Below are 18,387 nucleotides of genomic sequence, written 5' to 3' on the forward strand. Positions count from 1 at the left end.
CTCCAAACCCAAGACAGGCACCTAGCCGCCATCACTCCATCTCCCGACAAGCACATTTGATCGTGCTGCCAGGGCGCCCTACCCCTGGGCCGAGAACAACGCGAACAGCTGGCTGCGAAAGTGGATGCCTAGCCGGTCGAACGCCCGGTTACGGTAAGTCTTCACGGTACTTTCCTTGATGCCCAGGTCGGCGGCGATGCCGGCATGGGTCATGCCCTGTAGCAGGCGGGCACAGATGTTCAACTCTTGCGTGGTGAGCTCGGGGCAGCGCTGCAGCAACTGCTGCTGAGGGTTCTTGACCGGGTTCAGGCTGTTCAGCGCCAGGTGCCCGCGCAACAGCTGCAGCAGCGCCGGGCTGAGCGCTTCGCACATCTGCAATTCCTGGTCGTTGAAAAAACCCTGATCGTGGTGCCGGTAGAGGTTGAACTGCACTGGGCGCGCCTGTTCGTCCAGGTACACGCTGGACAACCGTTCGATCATGCCATTGCGCTGGTAGATCGCCTCGCGGTATGGCCCATGGCGGATGTCCTGGGCCAGCAGGTGGCCGACCTGCCCGGGGGCCTCCTTCAACGGCTCGAACAAGGGGTCATAACGATGGTAGTGCTCGATGTACGCCTGGCCGCAGCGCAGCACCAGGCTGGCGTCAGGGTGGCGGGTGCCGGCCGCCAGCAGCTGCGGCCGCGCGCCGTCCATGCGCAACACGGAAAAATGCTCGCAGGCCGCCCACTGGCCCAGGCAGTCCAGCAACGCAGCGGGAAAGCCAGGCGTGCCCAACGCGCGGGTCAGGTCGCTGAAAGCGCGAATTTGCGCGGGCAAGGTCGATGCCTGTGGGGTGCTGAGACGAATCATGGCGGCACTCGGATATTTATTGTTATTGGCTCGGGCGAACAGCGCCCGATAAATAGTTAACCTATTAACTATCAGTCTGCCGCCAATCCACGACCTTGTCCACCTCACGGGTGACAGCCCTGGCAAACGCGCGTCCGTAAGCTGACCCCGACAACGACAATGATCGGGAACACCCATGAACCAGCACCCACTGAACCTGCGCGTCACGCGCTACGCCGCAGAAGCCAAGGACGTGGCACTGATCGAGCTGCGTGCAGACGATGGCCGGGCACTGCCGCCCTTCAGCGCGGGTGCCCACCTGGAAATCCTCGTCGCAGGCGACCTGCCGCGCCACTACTCACTGCTCAACGCGCCCGATGAACGCGACCGCTACCTGATCGGCGTGGGCCTGGCACCTGATAGCCGCGGCGGCTCGCGTTTCATGCATCAGCAACTGCGCCTGGGCGACACCCTCGCCTGCAGCCTGCCGCGCAACCACTTCGGGCTGGACGAGCACCTGCAACGCTATTGCCTAGTGGCGGGCGGCATCGGCATCACGCCGATACTGGCGATGCTGCGCTGGTGCCAGGCGCACGACAAGGACTGGCGATTGGTGTACAGCGCCCGCAACCGGCAACGCGCCGCGTTCTACGAAACCCTGCGCGCACTGGACCCTGCCCGGGTGCAACTGCACTTCGACGACGAAGCGGGCGGCCATCTGGATACCGCGCAACTGCTCGACACCCTGCGCGATGGCGAGCACCTGTACGCCTGCGGGCCAGCGCCGATGCTCGACGCCTTGCAAGCCGCTGCCGGGCCACGCGCCGAACGCCTGCACATCGAACGCTTCAGCGCCGCACCGGCCAGCACCGAGGGCGACCGTGGCTTCACCGTGCACCTGAACCTCAGCGACCGCAGCATCTGGGTCGCCCCCCAGCAAAGCATCCTCGAAGCCCTCGAGGCCCACGGCGTCGAGCTGCCGTTTTCATGCCGGGCCGGCATCTGCGGCAGTTGCCAGACCCGCGTCTGCGCAGGCGTGCCAGACCACCGCGACCTGATCCTCTCGGATGCCGACAAGGCCGCAGGCCAGAGCCTGATGATCTGCGTCTCGCGTGCCCTGGGCGACAGCCTGGTGCTGGACCTCTGAACCGCCTCACCCTTTTTCAAGGAGCATCCCCATGTCACTGCCCACCAGCAACCTGATTGCGCATGCCCGCAAAGCCAGCGAACCGATGGCCAACCGCGAGACCCCGTTCATCTACAATGAGTGGTATGTCGCCGCCTTTGACGATGAAGTCGGCCGGCACTTGCTGGCCCGGCGCCTGCTCGACCGCCGCGTGGTGATGTACCGCACAGAGGCAGGCGAGCCGATCGCCCTGGAAGACCGCTGCGCGCACCGCTCGTTCCCGCTCTCGCGCAGCCATCTGCAAGGCGACACCATCGTCTGTGGCTACCACGGCTTCCGCTACGACGCCGCCGGCGACCTGACCGAGGTGCCGTCACAGAAAAACTGCCCACGTGGTATTGGCGTACGCCGGTACCCGCTGGTGCGCCAAGGGCCGTTACTGTGGATCTGGCTGGGCGAGGAGGCCCTCGCCGACGCGGCGCAGATCCCCCATCAGGCATGGATCGACGACCCGGCCTGGGCCTGCACCTCCGGGTATTTCCATCACCCGGGCAACTACGTCAGCCTGCATGAAAACCTCATGGACCTGACCCACCTGAGCTTCCTGCATGCCAACACCATCGGCACCCCGGACTACGCCAGCGCGCCCTACAAGCTGGACCTCAAGGAAGGCCATTACACCCTGATCCGCGAAGTGGTGCCGACCACCCTGTCGCCAGTGTGGGGCAAGACCACAGGGCTGGAAGGCTGCCCCAGCGCGGCACGCATTGCCACGTCGGAGTTTCTTTCGCCGGGGCTGCACCGGGTCAGCGTGACCTTCTACGACAGCGCCCAGCCGCTGGAGCAGCGCCAGCAGTTCCACATCCGCACCGCGCATATCCTGACCCCGGAAACCGCCAACAGCCTGCACTACTTCATCGTCCATGGGCGCGACTTCGCCCAGCACGACGAAGCCCTGGGCGAGTACATGCACGAGCAGCTGTTCGCCGCCTTCAACGAAGACGTGGAAGGCCTCGGTGCACTGGAGGCCGCGCTCGACGACCGCGACGACCATCACTACGAAATATCCGTGGCCAGCGACGCCCCTGCCGTCGCCACCCGCCTCTACCTGAAGAAACGCGCCGATGCCGAGCGCCAGCACGACAGCCGCAAGGTCGGCTGAAGGCAGCGCTGGCCGCCGTCCATAACAACAATAAAAGGGACATCACATGTTCAAGCCTGAACCGGCTATCACCTGCCTGCGCCTGGCGCTGGTGGCAGCGCTGGCCTTGCCACTGCCCGCCCGCGCCGACTTCATCGGCGACAGCCAGGGCAGCCTGGAGCTGCGCAACTTCTACCAGAACCGCGATTATCGCCAGCACGGGGCCCAGGCTTCCCAGGTCGGCAACTGGTCGCAAGCCTTCATGCTGCGAATGCAATCGGGCTTCACCGAAGGGCCGGTCGGCGTTGGCCTGGACTACCTGGGCCTGCTGGGGGTCAAGCTCGACTCGGGGCGCGGCCGCAGCGGGGACGGCACGCTGCCCTTCGGTTCGCAGTCAGGCCGGCCGGTGGACGACTTCAGCCACATGGGTGTCACCGGCAAGCTGCGGGTGTCGAAGACCCGCCTTGATGTCGGCATCCTCACCCCGACGCTGCCCGTGGTCTTTCGCGATGACATGCGCCTGATGCCCCAGACGTTCGATGGCGCGCTGCTGCAATCGCAGGACGTCGAGCGGCTGACCCTGACCGCCGGGCAGCTCTGGCGCTCGCGCACCCGTGAGTCGTCGGGCAGCGACCGCATGTACCTGGCCGGGCGCAGCGCCGCGTTCGACAGCGGCGCCTTCGATGTGCTGGGCGCCAGTTATGACGTTGGCCACGGCTTGATCGCCAGTGCCTTTCGCGGCGAGCTGCGTGACGTGTACCAGCAAGACTTCTACGGCCTGGTGCACACGCTGCCATTAGGGCCGGGGTTGTCGCTGCTCACCGACCTGCGTTACTTCGACAGCACCAGCGCCGGCACTGCCAAGGCCGGCAGCGTCGACAACCGCAACTTCAACATGATGAGCACCCTCAGCGTGGGTGCGCACAAGGTCGGCGTGGGCTACCAGCGCATGTACGGCAACGATGCCTTCCCCACCCTGAACGGCTACACCCCGCCCTACACCGCCAACCTGGTCACGATCGGCACCTTCACCAGCGCCGGCGAAGTGTCGTGGCAAGCCCGCTATGACTACAACTTCGCCGGCCTCGGGCTACCCGGGCTGAGCTTCATGACCCGCTACGTGCGCGGCGACGACATCCGCACCCGCGCGGCCGACGGCCATGAGTGGGAACGCGACACAGACCTCGCCTACGTCATCCAGGCCGGCTACTTCCAAGGGCTGGGCGTGCGTTGGCGCAACGCGGCCTATCGCTCCAGCTACGCCAGCGACATGGACGAGAACCGGCTGATCCTCAGCTACACCCTGAAACTCTGGTGACCCCCTTACACCTGCCCTTCGAGGTAACCCCATGAGCCAGACCTTCGAGTCTCTGCAACACGCGCAGAGCACTGCCAATACCCACCGCCAGATCAGTTGGCGGATCATGCCGCTGCTGCTGATCAGCTACGTTTTCGCCCACCTGGACCGCATCAACATCGGCTTCGCCAAGCTGCAGATGAGCAACGACCTGCAGTTCTCCGACACCGTCTACGGCCTGGGTGCCGGGCTGTTCTTCGTCGCCTACGCGATGTTCGGCGTGCCGGCAAACCTGGTGCTCGACAAGCTCGGCCCACGGCGCTGGATCGCCCTGATGATGGTGACCTGGGGGCTGCTCTCCAGCGCCATGCTGCTGATTGAAAGCGCCCACGGCTTCTATGCCCTGCGTTTCGGCCTGGGGGTGGCCGAGGCCGGTTTCTTCCCGGGCATTCTGGTCTACCTCTACCGCTGGTTCCCGGCCGGGCGCCGGGCCTCGATCACCGCCCTGTTCACCCTGGCAGTCCCCATGGCCGGCGTGGTCGGCGGCCCGGTATCGGGCTGGATCCTCGAACACATGCAAGACACCGCCGGGCTGCGCGGGTGGCAGTGGATGTTTCTGATCGAAGGCCTGCCGGTCGTGGCCTTGGGCCTGGTGATACTGGCGCGGCTGGACGGCCGCATCGAAGACGCACGCTGGCTCAGCGACGAACAGAAGCACGCCCTGCGCCAGACGCTGGCCCGTGAAGAAGCACGCAAACAGATCAGTTCCTGGCGCGGGATCTTTGCCAATGGCCAGGTCTGGCTGCTGGTGGCGATCTATTTCGCGGTCATGCTGGCGGTCAACACCCTGGCGTTCTGGATGCCGACCCTGATCCACGGCGCGGGCGTTGCCCACGACAGCCAGATCGGCCTGCTCAGTGCACTGCCCTATCTGGCCGGGTGTTTCTTCATGATTGCCGTGGGGCGTTCTTCCGACCACCACAAAGAGCGGCGCTGGCACCTGTGCGTGCCGATTCTGATGTGCGCGGTGGGGTTGACCCTGACCGGCCTGCAGCCGCAGTCACCGCTGTGGGTGATGACAGGCCTGGCCATTGCCGGCATGGGTGCCAGCAGTGCGTTGCCGATGTTCTGGCAATTGCCTCCGGCCTACCTGGCCGGGCCGATACTGGCGCCTGGGTTGGCCCTGATCAGCTCGCTGGGCAGCGTGGCGGCGTTTGTCGCGCCTTACCTGATCGGCTGGATGCGCGACAACACTCAAAGCGCCAGCCTGGCGCTCTACTTGTTGTCGTTGGTGATCGCCTTGGGCGCCTTGCTGGTGCTGCGCACCTCGGCCGCGGTGGTCAACCCACGCTGAGGCAAGGTACGCAGGCAGGCGTGGCTGGGCCACGCCTGCTTCAAGCAACGGTCTTGTCAGGGACGAACCGCCGTGACTTCGATCTCGACGCGCCAGGCTGGGTGTGCCAAGCCTGCAATCTGGAACGCCGAGCGGGCAGGCAGTACTGGCTGCTTGGCCGCTGGCCCGAAGAACTGGGTGTAGCCGGCCATGAAGCCGTCGAAGTCCATCTTGCCGCCGTTCTCCGGCCCGCCTACCAGGAATACCTGCATCTTCACCACATCCTTGAGGCCCAGACCGAGGTCTTTGAGCTGCTTCTGGATGTTTTCAAGCACATTGATGGTCTGGGCTTTGGTATCACCGAAGGATTCCAGCGAATCCTTGGCGGCGTCGGGGTGGATGACCGACGGAACGGAGCCGCTCAGGTAAACGACTGTCTTGCCAGCAGGCACTTCCACAGCGGCCGAAATGGGGAAACTACCTGCGCTATGGCGCACAACATCCTGTGCATGAACGCTCCCGGCACCGGCGATCGTCAGGGCCAATGCAGCAACGGTCTTGAAAGCGACCTTCATGTGTTTCTCCTAAATGATTACCAAGGGTGATGCGCACGCATCGATGACGCGTGCACGGGTCATTCCATTGTCGTAGCAGGTTTAGAATCGGTACAAGCTAAACGGCTCTGGATCAAGCACTGGCGCCTTGCCCAGCAGCAGGTCAACCGTCAACTCGGAGGACACCGGGCTCTCCGTCATACCCCAGCCGGTCGCGGTGTTGATGACCAGGCCTGGGTACTCTTTGACCGTCGAAATGATGGGGTTCTCATCCGGGGCGATGGCCATGGCGCCGCTCCACTGATCGATCAGCTTCGAGTCGTTGAAGGCAGGGAATTCGACCTTGAGTTTGGCCAGGGATGCATCGAGCTCTGGAATATCAGGGGCCGCGGTCATCAGCCTGTTCTTCTCGAACGGCGACACCTCATCCAGCCTCCAGCTGGTTGGCTGAGTGAACGAGTCGATCAGCTGCTTGTTCAGCGAGATGTGTACCGGGAAGTCGGGGATGGCCAGCAGTGGCAGGTACTTGTAACCATACATGAACGACTCTTTGACCACCGGCGCAACGACAACGCGCGGCGAGGTGGCGTAGGTGCCGTCAGCCTGCTCGCGGAAGTAGATATTCCCCGGCAATGCAACGTTGCCACCCGGTGCGCGGGGCGCAGCGCTGATGATTTGCTGGGATTGGTAGGCAGGCAAGGTCGGCACGTCGACGCCCAGGTTCTGCATGAACAACCGGGACCAGGCACCGCCCGCGACGATCACGCGAGACGCGCGAATGGCGCCCTTCTCGGTCACCACATCAGAGATGGCACCTGCCTGGGTTTCCAGGCCCCTTGCCGCGCAGTGGGTGTAGATACGCACACCCATTTTCTTGGCGTACTCGGCCATGACGTACGACGCGCGCTCGGCGTCCAGGCTACCGGAGTCTTCCTCGAAGCCTGCGACCTTCCAGCTGGAGGCTGAACCGCGCAGCCGTTGATCGAGCTCATTGCCTTGGATGATGCGCGTCTTGAAGGGGATGTCCGAGCCGACTTCGCGGGTTTTCAGATCGATCCACTTTCTGACGCCTTCCAGGTCTTCTTCATCGAAAGGCACTTCGACCCGGCCTTGTGTGCGATAGCTGGTATCCGCACCTACTTTGGCGTTCATTTCACGCCAGCGTTGCTTGGCCAGGTGGTGCAACTGGAACGTCGCATCAGGCATCTTGTAGGTCATGACCTGACCATAGAACCGGCACGACTGCTCGCCGGCAATCTCACCTTTTTCGACGACAACGACGGAGAGGCCACGCTCGACGAGGTTGATCGCGGTCATGAGCCCCAGAATGCCAGCGCCAACGACGACCACGTCCGCTTGCTTGGGCAGCGTGCCCTCGGTGCCCTGTACAAAACCGAAGCGCGGTTTGCCGGGGATCAACCGACCTTCGCGCGTCAGCATAGGCGTCAGAATACCCGCACCCGCCGCAGCGGCCACGACGCCGCCGCCAATCAAAAATTTACGCCTTGTCATTCCCATGACACTTTCCTTTCCAAGCATTCGGTGTGGGTTGCATCAGCCCAGACAATGGGCCATAGGCTGGCCGACAGCCCCCGTGGCCAACTTTGTGGCCATCGCGTCAGGCTGACGGTTCAAATTGAGGGCGGGCATTCTGGTGATGCTGTTCAGACTGTGGAATCGCTGAGGACAAATAATTAGTTCAGGGATTTCGTAACTATCATGGAGGGGACATATAAAGTTGATATGGCGACACGCCATATTAGTTATAGGGGATTAGTTCGGGTGAAGTAACTGGATGGTTAATTGTTATTTGCGTGAGGGCTGCCAGGTGCCTGTCGTGGGATTAGTGGTGGGGCGTACATCGAGCGCCGCCCGCGCGGCGCTTCGCGGGGCAAGCCCGCTCCCACATCTGTTTCGGGCCAGTTATGCCTGAAGCATTGGCGCGCGGCCCCTTTGGTGCCCGCCTCGATATCGCATCGTACAAACAAGGTGTCGCGCGCCTATTTAACAGGACTCATTGGCCTGAAACAGATGTGGGAGCGGGCTTGCCCCGCGAAGCGCCGCGCGGGCGGCGCTCGATCTCATAGGCGCTGTAAAAACCAAAGACAAGCACCTAGCCGCCCTCACCCGATCTCCCGACGTACATTCATTCCCTCAGAATGCCGGTACACTAACGCCCCTATTAAACCCTACAGAACAATCGCCACAACGCATCTTCGGACTGTTCGGTATTGCCCCTGCACTGTCACCCAAGGAAGAGCGGGATGCTGCAAAACCAGATTCAACACCACTACCCCAGGGCACTGGGCCGCTGGCCAATAAAAGCAACCCGCCAACCCCCGACCTTACAAGCGCTGCCTTCAAAAAGCGGCTGAGCAATTATCCAGGCGTTATCGTCGCGTCGGTGATACTTCGCCCCAATGGCAACTTGATCCCAAAGACGCTCCAGCAGAACGGTGTAAAAATACCGCCGCACGCCTGGAGCGTTAACGATTTTCGCGACCTGAACCAATACATGACCGGTGTGATTTTAAGAACCCCCTGATCCTGAAATGACTGGCAGGCGCTCAGCGCCGCACTGATAGCTGGCACTCTCAAGGCTGGCTTCAAACGCTTCAAGCCCCGCGTACACCTGCTGCAACCCACTGATCTGCGCCATCACTTCAAGCTTCTTGTCGGCAATGGCCTTGCCCACCAGCGCCCACGGCAATGCTTGCCCACGGTGCCCCTGGAGGATCGCCTGCATTTCCTTGAGTTTGAAGCCCAACTGCTGCGCGCATTTGATGAGCGTCAGCAGCTCAACGCTTTGCTGGTTGTAAACGCGGTACTTTCCCTGACGCTCGGGCGGCGGCAGCAGGCCAATCGCTTCATAGTGGCGGATGGTCTTGACCGTGGTGCCCGACAGCTGGGCGGCTTTGCCGATGTACATGAACGTCCTTTTTCGTTCGGGTGCGCCGCATCTTCACATAGCGCTGCCGGATCGGGAACCACCCGGGCCTGGTCAGCGGCTGGCGATACTGTTGGCCTTCGTAAGCCAGGCTTCGCGTTGCCGCGGGCTGGAGCCGAGCAGCGGCCCGAACGTCAGGGTCTTCAAGGGTTTTATGCCGCAGAACTGCAACGTCGTCTTGCGTACCTGATGAAGGCCAGGCATGCGGTAAACCCATCTGTAATACCACGGGGGAGTGTCCATCGTTACCAGCAGATGCGCCGTTCGCCCTTTCAGGCGTTGCTCGGGGAAGGCCTTGCCTGCGCGGTACTGGAAAGCAAAACCGGGCAGGAACACCCGGTCGAAAAAACCTTTCATCAAAGCGGGAATGCCGCCCCACCAAATCGGGTAGATGAAGGCCAGGTGCTCAGCCCAGGTGATGTCTGCCTGGGCCTTGAGCAGGTCGGGCTCCAGTGGCTGAACCTGCCTGTAGCCTTCGCGCAGCACCGGGTCGAAGTTCAAGGCACCAAGGCGTAACACCCGTACATCATGCCCGGCACTGCTGGCTGCCTCGACGTAACGCGCGGCCAAAGCACCGCAGAAACTATCGCCAGAAGGGTGGCCCAGCACCACCAGTACGCGCTTACTCATCATGACCACATCCTGAACGTGAAGCCTTCAGGGTAAAGGCTGCCCGTAACAGGAGAGTCAAGGCCAGCCAGGCCGTTACTGCGAATCCAGATGGTTGATGCACACCACCTTGGGCTGGGTCATGTCTTCATAGGCAAAGCGCACCCCCTCGCGGCCGAGGCTGCCGTACTTGAAGCCGCCAAACGGCATGGCGTCGAAGCGGTAATCGGACGAGTCGTTGATCATCACGCCCCCCGCCTCGATCCGCCGCGCCAGCTTCAGCGCCGTCGACAGGTCCCGGGTAAACACTCCCGCATGCAGGCTGTATTCCGGCGCATTGGCCAGGGCAACGGCCTCATCCAAGGTGTCGAACGGCTCAAGGATCGCCACCGGCGCGAACACTTCCTGTAGCCAGATACGGCTGCTGTGGCTGACCTGCTCCAGCACAGTGGGCGCATACAGGGCGCCTTGCCGGCGATGGCCACAAAGCAGCGTTGCACCCTGCCCCAGCGCCTCGTCCACCCACTGCTCGGTGCGACGGGCCGCCTGTTCGGTGACCATGGGGCCGACATCCGTTTCCAGGTTCGCCGGGTCCCCCAACTGCAACGCCTTGGACTGCGCCACGAACTGTTCGCGGAATGCCGCGTACACCGCGCGCTGCACGAGGATCCGTTGCGTGCCGATGCAGTTCTGCCCCGCCGCCCAGAAGGCACCCGAGACACATGACTCTACCGTCTGCTCCAAGTCGCAGTCCGCCAGCACCAGCACAGGCGCATTGCCGCCCAGGTCCATGGCAAGTTTTTTCAACCCTGCGCTGCGGGCGATCGACTCGCCGGTGGCAAAGCCGCCGGTGAAGGAAACCATGCGCACCTCGCGCAGTTCGACCAGCGCCTTGCCCAGTTCGACACCGCCGGTGGCGGTAGTCACCACGTTTTCGCCGAGCCCGGCCTGTACCAGGCAATCGACCAGTTTCAACGCCGACAGCGGCGCCAGTTCGGACGGCTTGAGGATCACCGCATTGCCACCGGCAATCGCCGGGCCCAACTTGTGCGCCACCAGGTTCAGCGGGTCGTTGTAGGGTGTGATCGCCACAATCAGCCCCAGCGGTTCGCGGCTGAACCAGCCCTGGCGGGCCTCGGAGCCTTCATAGGCTTCGAACGGCACCACTTCGCCGGCATTACGCCGCGCCTCCTCGGCGGACAGCTTCAGCGTGTTCACACAGCGCTTTACCTCCTTCTGGGCCTGACGCAGGGTTTTACCGGCTTCGGCCACGATCAGCTCGGCGAACGCGGCAGCATCGGCTTCCACCAACCGCGCCGCCTCTTCCAGAATGCGCGCGCGACGGTGCCGGGGCATTGCTGCACTTTCAAGACACCCCGCCCGTGCACGCGCCAGCAAGGCGGGCACTGCACTGGCGTCCAGGCAGGGCACACGTCCCACCAGGCGGCCGTCAAAGGGGCTGAACACGTCTATGTGGCTTGGCGCTACAGCGTGAACACTGGCCATGCGAGATACGCTCATAAAGGCTCCGTTACTGACGGTGGGTGGTGTGCAGGGCAATGATGTCGGAGAGCAAGGCGTAGGCCGTCTCGATGCGCCCTGCGCCCGGCCCGGACACCGTGACAGCACCCAGCAGCCCGGTGTCGAACGACACCGCATTAATTGCGCCGCTGATGCCGGCAAGCGGATGCTCAAGTGGCAGCAAGCGGGCTTCGACACTCGCAGACACCGCACCGTCAGCCGCCTTGCTGGCAGCACCGATCAGCTTCCAGCACTGGCCTGTGGCCTGCGCCTTGACGATGTCCGACGCGCTGATGCCGCTGATGCCCGAGCACGTCACATCGCTGACGCTCAAGCGTGCATCCAGCAACTCATTGGCCAGGATCACCACCTTCAGGCGCACGTCATAGCCTTCGACGTCGGCCGTCGGGTCGGCTTCGGCATACCCCAGCTGCTGCGCCTGGGCCACCGCATCGGCGAACGACAAGCCGTCTTTCATGCGGGTCAGGACATAGTTGGAGGTACCGTTGAGAATGCCCTCGAAGCCTTGTATCTGCGCACCCGCCAGGGCCTGCTTGGCCAGGCGAATCACCGGCGTGCCGCTCATCACTGCGCCTTCGTATTCGAACGCAACGTTGTGCCGCTGGGCCAGCGCCTTGAGCTCGGCACCGTGCAAGGCGATCGGCCCTTTGTTGGTGGTCACCACATGGATGCCGCTCTCCAGCGCCCAGCGGCAGAAGGTGGCGGCCGGCTCACCATCGACCGGGTTGGTGAAGGTGGCCTCGGCGATGATGTCGGCGCCGGACTGCTTGATGACGGTTTCGTTGAACGCCTCGGCGGTGCCGCCTGGCAGCTGTGCAAACGCGCCCTTTTCGGCTGGCAAGGCCGCCAGTGCGGCAGCGTCCAGGCCATTGCGGTCGACCAGCGAGCCGAGGAACAGGTCGGTGACGCCGACGATTTTCAGGCTGAAGCCGAGGGTGGCCTGCCAGCTGTCGTTGCTCGTTGCAATCAGTTGGGCCAGGCCTCTGTTGACACCGCCAAAACCTACCAGGGCAATTTTGTATTCAGTCACGAAGGCGTTCCTTTTTGCTGTTGTTTGATGGGCTCAGCGTACGAGGTGGCGGCGGGCAGTAGAATTGGCCAAAACGCCGTATTTATTGGGCGATCTGCACAGGCTCGCAGGCCCGCGAATGGGGCCACGCGGTAGCTGACACCGGCTTTGCCGGTGTTCGCGGGGCAAGCCCGCGCCCACAGGGTCGCTGCGTAATCAATGAGATAAATTTTGTTCGGGGGGATAGAAGCAGGGTTAAAAGACGGCGGAGAGGACGAAGGAGGTGACGGTGTTTTCAACACCCTTGATGCCGGCGATTTCTTTCCACACGGCGTGGACCCGCTCCGGGGTAGCGGCATCGACCCTCAGCATCAGGTCAAACTCGCCGCTGAGCACTTCGCACTGCACCACCTCGGGGATGCTCCGCAAGGTGGCCAGCACGTCGTCACCGCGCATGCGGTCGTAGCGATAGACGAAAATCACCGCACTGATCAACGACGATGGCCGGCGGGCGTCCCCCAGCCTAACCGTATAGCCCTGTATCGCACCGTCGCGCTCAAGCCGTTCGATACGCTGGCGCACCGCATTGCGCGACAGGTTCACCTTGGCCCCGAGCTCGGCGTGGGCGATGCGTGCGTTGGCGGTCAGTTCGGCAAGGATGCGCTCGTCCAGCGGGTCGAGAATACGCTTCATGCGGGCCTCGACTGCGCCGCCAGCAAGGCCTTGCACAAGCCATCCAGGTCACCCCGATGCAACGCCGGTGGGCCCTCTTGCACCGGTGGCAGGCAGGCCAGCTCACCCTCCCAGACACCCAGCTGCGCCAGCAGCGCGGCAGACTTGCTTGGCGCGATCTGGCCCAGGGTCACCATCGGCGCACCCAGGCTGCGCCGATGCATGCGGCCCGCCAGTGCGCCGACGGCCGTATGAGGGTCGACCAACGTTGCCGCTTGCTCGCGCAGGGTGATGACTTCGCGGCGTACTTCGGCTTCGTCCACCGCATAGGAGTCGAACAACACCCGCGCCTCAAGCCATTGCGCATTGCCGATGCTCAATTCACCACAGGCCTCGAAATGCTCCATCAGCGCTGCGACACGGCTGCCGCTGCGCCCATACAGCTCCCAGATGAAGCGCTCCAGGTTCGAATACAGCGAAAAGTCCATGGCCGGTGACGACGTGCGCTGACTGGCATGGGGGGCGTAGCGGTTGCGATGAAGGAAACGGTGAAGGGCATCGTTGCTGTTGGTCGAAACGATCACCTGATTGATCGGCAACCCCATTTTCTGCGCAATGAAGCCGGCGTAGATTTCCGCGAAGCTTGCCGCCGGTACGCTGAATGCAACCGGCCGGGTGCCGCCACCCAATTGCAGGGCCGCGTGGAAGTAGAACACGATCTGCGCCAGCACCCCTACCCAGTTGGTCGAGTTGAAACACACCGGTATCAAACCCTCCAGCGGCCAGGCACGAAACAGCCGTGCTACCAGGGTCTGACAGTCGTCGAAACTGCCCTCCACCGGCAGCAGCTGAACACTGGCGGGGTCCGCCGCCTGCAAGGCGACAAGGCGGTCTGCCGGGATCTCGCCCTGCGGGTAGAGAATGGCCAGGCGCACATTGGGCCTGGACGCAAAGGCCTCGATCGCGGCAATGCCGGTATCACCATTGGTGGCCCCGACCACCAGTGCCTCGCCGCCGGAGCGCGTCAGAAAGTGGCTGACCAGCCGTGCCTGGAGCTGCGCGGCGAAGTCCTTCGAGGTGCGTGTGGGGCCATGGAACAACTGCAGGATCCATTCGTTATGGCCAATCTGCTGCAAGGGTGTGATCGCGCGGTGGCTGAAGGCCTGGTAGCTGTCGCTGAGCAGCACGCGCAAGCACGGGTCATCAATGGCATCGCCGACAAAGGGCGCGATGACCCGCCAGACCAGCTCATCGAAGGGCAGCCAGGACCAACTGGCAATCGCCTCAGGGCTGATTACCGGCAAGTACGCCGGCACATACAGCCCGCCATCGGCGGCAGGCCCCGACAGCACGACTTCACGGAAGTCCGCTCGCACATCAGCGTTGCGGGTACTGACGTAATGCATGAAAACTCCCCAGGGTTACGAAGGCCGGTGCGCGTGTGCCACCAGCCAGGATGAAAACAGCGCAGCATCGGGCGGCAGTGGCCGCCCTTGCTCGCGTACCAGGTAAAACGATTCGCTCGCTTCGATGCGCTGGCTGAAGGGTGCGACCAGTTGGCCGTCCCTGAGCAGATCCTCGACTACGGACGATCGCGCCAGCGCCACCCCCTGCCCCAGTTCGGCCATGCGGATGGTGGACACCAGCGTGTCGAACTGCAGCCCCCGCGAGTAGTCGACATCGTCCGCGCCTACCCGCTTGAGCCAGTAGCCCCAGCCCTCCTCGTAGCCCAGCACATGCAGCAGCGGGTGGTGCCTGAGGTCGCGCGGCTGGCGAATGGGCGAGCGCGCCATCAGCGCCGGCGAACAGACCGGCACCAGCACGTCCCAGGTCAAGCGTTGGGCATGCAGCCCGGGCCATTCGCCATTGCCCCAGCGCACCTCCAGGTCGTCCTCGCCATCCGGCGCCTTGACCCACAGGTTGCTGATATAGCGGATGTCGATGTGCGGGTGCTGGCGGCTGAAGTCGGGCAGCCGCGGGGCTAGCCAGTACTGCAGGAACGACAAGCTGCCGCGCACCTTCACCGGCCCGCGCTGGTGCTGACCGAAGATCTCGTTGGTGCCCACCGCCAGGCGGCTGATCGCATCCTGCACCACCGGCAGGTAGGACTGCCCCTCTTCGGTCAGGCCCAGGCCCCTGGGCAGGCGCTTGAACAAGGCCACGCCCAGGTGGTGTTCGAGTTGCCGGATCTGCTGGCTCACCGCCCCCTGGGTGAGGTGCAGCTCCTCGGCTGCGTGAGTAAAGTTCAAGGCGCGTGCCGACACTTCGAAAGACCGCAGCCAGTTGAGCGGCGGCAGGGTTTTTTGCTTCATCGACACGACCTCGTTCACAGTGGGGTCCGTGCATCATGAACCGGAAGGCTCAGCTCACGCCAACACTCGAACCTGCCGGCGCCAGGGCCGCCAGCCGCTGTGCACGCTTGTTGCGGGTAACCCAGTAGACGAAGTAGCACCAGCCAATGAACGGGATGCCGAAGTACAGGGCGACGCGTTGTTCGGGGTCGAAGGCGATGCCGACACAGGCCAGCACGCAGCAGGCAATCGCGCCCAGCGGCACCCAGGGGTAGCCGCGCACCCTGAAGTGCAGGTCTTCGACCCGCCCGCCATTGGCCACGTAATGGCGGCGGAAGGCGATCTGGCTGCCGGCAATGCTCATCCACACCACCACCACCGCCAGGCCGGAAATCGACACCAGCGCCAGGTACACTGTGTCCGGTGCCAGCACGCTGCTGAGCAACGACGCCGCGGCCCCGGCCATGCTCAGCACGATCGCGTTGACCGGCGTGCCACGCGGCGACAGGCGGGCGAAGCACTTGGGCATATGGCCCTGGTCACTGAGCGTCCACAGCATCCGCGAGGCCGCGTACAGCCCGGAGTTGGCGGCCGACAGCAAGGCGGTGAGGATCACGAAGTTCATGATGTCTGCCGAATACGGGATGCCGATCAGGTCGAAGACCATGACGAACGGGCTTTCGACCAGGCCTGCCTGTTCGCGCGGCAGCAAGGTGGCCAGCACGATGATGGTGCCGACGAAGAACAGCGCCAGGCGCACGACCGTGGTCCGAATGGCCTTGGGCACGCTCACCTGCGGGTCTTTTGCCTCGCCGGCGGCAATGCCGATCAGTTCGGTACCGGAAAACGCAAAGGACACCGCCAGAAGCGTCATCGCAATCGGCAGCACGCCGGTCGGGAACAAGCCCTCACGGGTGAAGTTGGACAGCCCGATACCCTGCACATGCTGCACATCGAAGAGGCCGAAGATGGCGCCAGCGCCGATGGCGATGAAGGCAATCACCGTCAGCACCTTGACCAGCGACAGCCAGAATTCGGTCTCGGCGAACAGGCGCACCGACACCACGTTGCTGACCAGTACCGTGATGGCGAACAGCGCGCTCCAGATCCACACCGGCGTGTCGGGAAACCAGCGGACCATCAGGATGCCCGCCGCGGTAAACTCCGAGCCGATGGCCACGGCCCAGGTCAGCCAGTACAGCCAGGCCACCGTGTAGCCGGTGCCTGGCCCCAGGTAGCGGGTGGCATAGCTGCTGAACGAGCCGGTTTCGGGCATCTGCACCGCCAGCTCACCCAGGCAGACCATGACCAGGTAGACCATCACCGCGCCGACGCAATACGCGATCACCGCGCCCAGGGGGCCAGCCTGGTTGACCGTGTAGCCCGAGGTCAGAAACAGGCCCGTGCCGATCACCCCGCCCAGCGCCAACATGACGATATGGCGGGTGTGCATCTCTTTCTTGTACCCGGCCGCGTGGGCCGACGCCGGCTTTGATTGTTCGGTGGACATAATCGAGTTCTCATGAAGTGGCTGGCAATCGACCGGCAAGCGGCCCTGGGGCCGACCCCGTCGATGTGTCAGCGGCTGTTATTGTTATGGCTTTCATGAATCAGGAAGGGCGCGCCCAACGCCTCAGGTCGACACTTCAACGTGCCGATCGCAGCGGTCGCTGCCCTGCCCCTGCTGGGCGCGCACTGTCGCGAACGCCTGGCGCAGGTCTGCCAGCAGGTCAGCGGTATCCTCGATGCCGACCGAAACCCGCACCAGGCCTTCGGAAATGCCCAGTGCCTGGCGCTCTTCCAGGGTGTTTTCCACGTGGCTGGTTGTCCGTGCCGGCCCGTAGATGGTTTCCACTGCACCGAGGTTGCCGGCGCGGTGGGCATAGCGCAGCTTAGGCAGCAGCGCGACGACGGTGTCCATCCCGCCTGCCAGGACGAAACTGACGATCGCGCCAAAACCGCGCATCTGCGCGTTGGCGATCGCGTGGCCGGGGTGCTGCGGCAACCCGGGGTAGTTGACCGCCTCCACCAGCGGCTCGGTGCACAGGTATTCGGCCAGGGCCTGGGCGCTGGCCTGTTGCTGACGCAGGCGCAGCGCCAGGGTCTTGATGCCGCGAATGATCAGGTAGGCGGAGAACGGGTCCAGCGAGGCGCCGTTGATTTCACGGTAGTGACGCACCTGCGCCATCAAGGTTTCGGCGCCGCAGACGACACCGCCCAGCACATCGCCATGCCCGGACAGGAATTTGGTCGCGCTGTGCACCACCACGTCGACGCCCAGCAGCAGCGGGTTCTGGTTCAGCGGCGTGGCGAAGGTGTTATCGGCAACCACCAGTGCCCCCACACGCTTGGCGGCGGCTACCAGCCGGCGGATGTCGAGGATTTTCAGCGTCGGGTTGCTCGGCGTCTCCAGGTAGACCACATCGCAACCGCGAGCGATTTCACGCTCCATGGCTTCGCTGTCGAGGGTGTCGCACAGCGTCACCTCGATGCCCTGGCGGGGCAGAAACTCTTCGAAGATCTTGTTGGTGCCGCCGTAGCTGTCGCGGGTCGAGACCACACGCTTGCCGTTGCACAGGAAGGTATGCAGTACACCGCTGATGGCGGCCATGCCGGTGCTGAAGGCCACGGCCGACTCGGCGTGTTCCAGGGCGCACAGTTTGTCTTCAAGGACCGCAACCGTCGGGTTGCTCATGCGGCTGTAGATGAAGCCAGGTTGTTTGCCCAGGGCGATGTCGTACCAGGCGTCGATGTCCTGGTAGCCGTAGGCGGCACTGGCGATGATCGGGGTTTGGGTGGCGTTGTAGGGGTGCTCGACCTGTTCACCCTCCCACACCACCTGGGTACCGATACCGGGCTGCACGCCGTGGGCGACCTTTGCTTGGTTATTCATGTAATTGTCTCGCATCGATGAAACACGACGGTGTTTCGACTGGTCTGCGAGGACTATAGAGCGCACATACGCCCCTGAAAAACGATGCAATAAGGGCCTTAGGGGCGCTTTTTTTAATGACTTCTGGGGGGCCGCTTTGCGGCCC

The 18,387-nt window shown here is 63.5% G+C and carries 16 protein-coding genes and 1 pseudogene; 5 read left to right on the plus strand and 12 right to left on the minus strand.

The window, feature by feature from the left end:
* Window positions 1-78 precede the first annotated feature (78 nt).
* Window positions 79-849: a helix-turn-helix transcriptional regulator gene (locus tag CKW22_RS18100; RefSeq protein WP_052040678.1), complete on the minus strand. Its 771-nt coding sequence runs from the start codon at window positions 847-849 to the stop codon at window positions 79-81.
* Window positions 850-1,024: 175 nt separating this feature from the next.
* Here CKW22_RS18100 and CKW22_RS18105 point away from each other — a divergent pair, with 175 nt between their 5' ends.
* From CKW22_RS18105 to CKW22_RS18120, 4 genes are all read left to right on the plus strand, one after another.
* The gene (locus tag CKW22_RS18105; protein ID WP_047583401.1) at window positions 1,025-1,975 is read left to right on the plus strand and encodes a PDR/VanB family oxidoreductase; all 951 of its coding nucleotides are present in this window, start codon (window positions 1,025-1,027) and stop codon (window positions 1,973-1,975) included.
* Between the two features lie 31 nt (window positions 1,976-2,006).
* Complete coding sequence (locus CKW22_RS18110; RefSeq protein WP_033698592.1) at window positions 2,007-3,116, plus strand: aromatic ring-hydroxylating dioxygenase subunit alpha; 1,110 nt, start codon at window positions 2,007-2,009, stop codon at window positions 3,114-3,116.
* Between the two features lie 46 nt (window positions 3,117-3,162).
* The gene (locus CKW22_RS18115) at window positions 3,163-4,413 is read left to right on the plus strand and encodes an OprD family porin (RefSeq protein ID WP_095064560.1); all 1,251 of its coding nucleotides are present in this window, start codon (window positions 3,163-3,165) and stop codon (window positions 4,411-4,413) included.
* Window positions 4,414-4,519: 106 nt separating this feature from the next.
* Window positions 4,520-5,746 (plus strand): MFS transporter, encoded by a 1,227-nt coding sequence (locus tag CKW22_RS18120; RefSeq protein ID WP_371856432.1) that lies wholly within the window; start codon window positions 4,520-4,522, stop codon window positions 5,744-5,746.
* Between the two features lie 56 nt (window positions 5,747-5,802).
* Here CKW22_RS18120 and CKW22_RS18125 read toward each other — a convergent pair whose 3' ends face one another.
* Window positions 5,803-6,300, minus strand: a complete 498-nt coding sequence (locus tag CKW22_RS18125) for a RidA family protein (protein WP_033698594.1) — start codon at window positions 6,298-6,300, stop codon at window positions 5,803-5,805.
* 81 nt (window positions 6,301-6,381) lie between these two features.
* Complete coding sequence (locus CKW22_RS18130) at window positions 6,382-7,797, minus strand: FAD-binding oxidoreductase (RefSeq protein WP_033698595.1); 1,416 nt, start codon at window positions 7,795-7,797, stop codon at window positions 6,382-6,384.
* A 778-nt stretch (window positions 7,798-8,575) separates the two neighbouring features.
* On the opposite strand from CKW22_RS18130, the pseudogene CKW22_RS27905 reads away from it, so the two are divergent.
* A pseudogene (locus CKW22_RS27905) lies at window positions 8,576-8,824 on the plus strand (cytochrome C); the annotation flags it as partial.
* On the opposite strand, the gene CKW22_RS18140 reads toward CKW22_RS27905, so the two are convergent.
* The 9 genes from CKW22_RS18140 to CKW22_RS18180 all read right to left on the minus strand — a co-directional run bounded on the left by CKW22_RS18140 (window position 8,810) and on the right by CKW22_RS18180 (window position 18,242).
* The gene (locus CKW22_RS18140) at window positions 8,810-9,208 is read right to left on the minus strand and encodes a MerR family transcriptional regulator (protein ID WP_033698596.1); all 399 of its coding nucleotides are present in this window, start codon (window positions 9,206-9,208) and stop codon (window positions 8,810-8,812) included. The pseudogene CKW22_RS27905 and the gene CKW22_RS18140 sit on opposite strands and share 15 nt — an antisense overlap.
* Before the next feature lie 72 nt (window positions 9,209-9,280).
* On the minus strand, window positions 9,281-9,859 hold the full coding sequence (locus CKW22_RS18145) for an NAD(P)H-dependent oxidoreductase (RefSeq protein WP_095064562.1): 579 nt from the start codon (window positions 9,857-9,859) through the stop codon (window positions 9,281-9,283).
* Window positions 9,860-9,931: 72 nt separating this feature from the next.
* Entirely contained in the window at window positions 9,932-11,356 is a 1,425-nt protein-coding gene (locus CKW22_RS18150; RefSeq protein ID WP_033698599.1) for an aldehyde dehydrogenase family protein, read from the minus strand.
* A 10-nt stretch (window positions 11,357-11,366) separates the two neighbouring features.
* A complete protein-coding gene (locus CKW22_RS18155; protein ID WP_095064563.1) occupies window positions 11,367-12,407 on the minus strand; it encodes a homoserine dehydrogenase in 1,041 nt (346 codons plus the stop codon).
* Between the two features lie 234 nt (window positions 12,408-12,641).
* Window positions 12,642-13,079: an Lrp/AsnC family transcriptional regulator gene (locus CKW22_RS18160; protein WP_047583424.1), complete on the minus strand. Its 438-nt coding sequence runs from the start codon at window positions 13,077-13,079 to the stop codon at window positions 12,642-12,644.
* Complete coding sequence (gene thrC, locus CKW22_RS18165) at window positions 13,076-14,464, minus strand: threonine synthase (RefSeq protein ID WP_095064564.1); 1,389 nt, start codon at window positions 14,462-14,464, stop codon at window positions 13,076-13,078. Before thrC ends, CKW22_RS18160 begins: the two co-directional genes overlap by 4 nt.
* A 15-nt stretch (window positions 14,465-14,479) precedes the next feature.
* A complete protein-coding gene (locus CKW22_RS18170) occupies window positions 14,480-15,370 on the minus strand; it encodes a LysR substrate-binding domain-containing protein (RefSeq protein ID WP_033698604.1) in 891 nt (296 codons plus the stop codon).
* Window positions 15,371-15,419: 49 nt separating this feature from the next.
* The gene (locus tag CKW22_RS18175) at window positions 15,420-16,859 is read right to left on the minus strand and encodes an amino acid permease (protein WP_047583406.1); all 1,440 of its coding nucleotides are present in this window, start codon (window positions 16,857-16,859) and stop codon (window positions 15,420-15,422) included.
* A 123-nt stretch (window positions 16,860-16,982) separates the two neighbouring features.
* Complete coding sequence (locus CKW22_RS18180) at window positions 16,983-18,242, minus strand: cystathionine gamma-synthase family protein (RefSeq protein ID WP_033698607.1); 1,260 nt, start codon at window positions 18,240-18,242, stop codon at window positions 16,983-16,985.
* Between the last annotated feature and the right edge of the window lie 145 nt (window positions 18,243-18,387).

The organism is Pseudomonas sp. Irchel s3f19, from assembly GCF_900187555.1.
In the GTDB taxonomy this organism is placed as follows: domain Bacteria; phylum Pseudomonadota; class Gammaproteobacteria; order Pseudomonadales; family Pseudomonadaceae; genus Aquipseudomonas; species Aquipseudomonas capeferrum.

What these genes read in the sequence shown, in the direction of transcription:
- CKW22_RS18100 (WP_052040678.1), bottom strand. Translation starts at nt 849, where the DNA reads ATGATTCGTCTCAGCACCCCACAGGCATCGACCTTGCCCGCGCAAATT.
- CKW22_RS18105 (WP_047583401.1), top strand. Translation starts at nt 1,025, where the DNA reads ATGAACCAGCACCCACTGAACCTGCGCGTCACGCGCTACGCCGCAGAA.
- CKW22_RS18110 (WP_033698592.1), top strand. Translation starts at nt 2,007, where the DNA reads ATGTCACTGCCCACCAGCAACCTGATTGCGCATGCCCGCAAAGCCAGC.
- CKW22_RS18115 (WP_095064560.1), top strand. Translation starts at nt 3,163, where the DNA reads ATGTTCAAGCCTGAACCGGCTATCACCTGCCTGCGCCTGGCGCTGGTG.
- CKW22_RS18120 (WP_371856432.1), top strand. Translation starts at nt 4,520, where the DNA reads ATGCCGCTGCTGCTGATCAGCTACGTTTTCGCCCACCTGGACCGCATC.
- CKW22_RS18125 (WP_033698594.1), bottom strand. Translation starts at nt 6,300, where the DNA reads ATGAAGGTCGCTTTCAAGACCGTTGCTGCATTGGCCCTGACGATCGCC.
- CKW22_RS18130 (WP_033698595.1), bottom strand. Translation starts at nt 7,797, where the DNA reads ATGGGAATGACAAGGCGTAAATTTTTGATTGGCGGCGGCGTCGTGGCC.
- CKW22_RS18140 (WP_033698596.1), bottom strand. Translation starts at nt 9,208, where the DNA reads ATGTACATCGGCAAAGCCGCCCAGCTGTCGGGCACCACGGTCAAGACC.
- CKW22_RS18145 (WP_095064562.1), bottom strand. Translation starts at nt 9,859, where the DNA reads ATGATGAGTAAGCGCGTACTGGTGGTGCTGGGCCACCCTTCTGGCGAT.
- CKW22_RS18150 (WP_033698599.1), bottom strand. Translation starts at nt 11,356, where the DNA reads ATGAGCGTATCTCGCATGGCCAGTGTTCACGCTGTAGCGCCAAGCCAC.
- CKW22_RS18160 (WP_047583424.1), bottom strand. Translation starts at nt 13,079, where the DNA reads ATGAAGCGTATTCTCGACCCGCTGGACGAGCGCATCCTTGCCGAACTG.
- thrC (WP_095064564.1), bottom strand. Translation starts at nt 14,464, where the DNA reads ATGCATTACGTCAGTACCCGCAACGCTGATGTGCGAGCGGACTTCCGT.
- CKW22_RS18170 (WP_033698604.1), bottom strand. Translation starts at nt 15,370, where the DNA reads ATGAAGCAAAAAACCCTGCCGCCGCTCAACTGGCTGCGGTCTTTCGAA.
- CKW22_RS18175 (WP_047583406.1), bottom strand. Translation starts at nt 16,859, where the DNA reads ATGTCCACCGAACAATCAAAGCCGGCGTCGGCCCACGCGGCCGGGTAC.
- CKW22_RS18180 (WP_033698607.1), bottom strand. Translation starts at nt 18,242, where the DNA reads ATGAATAACCAAGCAAAGGTCGCCCACGGCGTGCAGCCCGGTATCGGT.